This is a genomic window from Salifodinibacter halophilus (assembly GCA_012999515.1).
In the GTDB taxonomy this organism is placed as follows: domain Bacteria; phylum Pseudomonadota; class Gammaproteobacteria; order Nevskiales; family Salinisphaeraceae; genus Salifodinibacter; species Salifodinibacter halophilus.
Genome location: JABEEB010000459.1, coordinates 1 through 253 on the forward strand (window position 1 = coordinate 1; position 253 = coordinate 253).

Here is a 253-nt window from a genome sequence, read left to right on the forward strand (position 1 = left end):
CGCCTGCCGGTGTCCTCGTTCGACCGCGAAAGCAGCGGCGAGCGGGTCAGCCGGGTGGTGCGCGACTGCGAATCGATTTCCGAACTGATCGCGCGCCAGGCCGTCAACCTGCTGACCGGCGTGCTGCTGCTGGCCGGCTCGATCGTGGTGCTGTTGCTGCTGGATGTGCGCTTGACCCTGGCCCTGATCGGCTCGATCGGCGCCGCCTTCGCGATCATGATCCCGATCGCGTTCCTGCTCGACGGCCTGTCGC

General features: G+C 68.0%; 1 protein-coding gene. It reads left to right on the top strand.

The window, feature by feature from the left end; genetic code table 11:
• Positions 1-253 (top strand): hypothetical protein (locus HKX41_12440; GenBank protein NNC24944.1); only part of this gene is annotated, 253 nt, incomplete at both ends.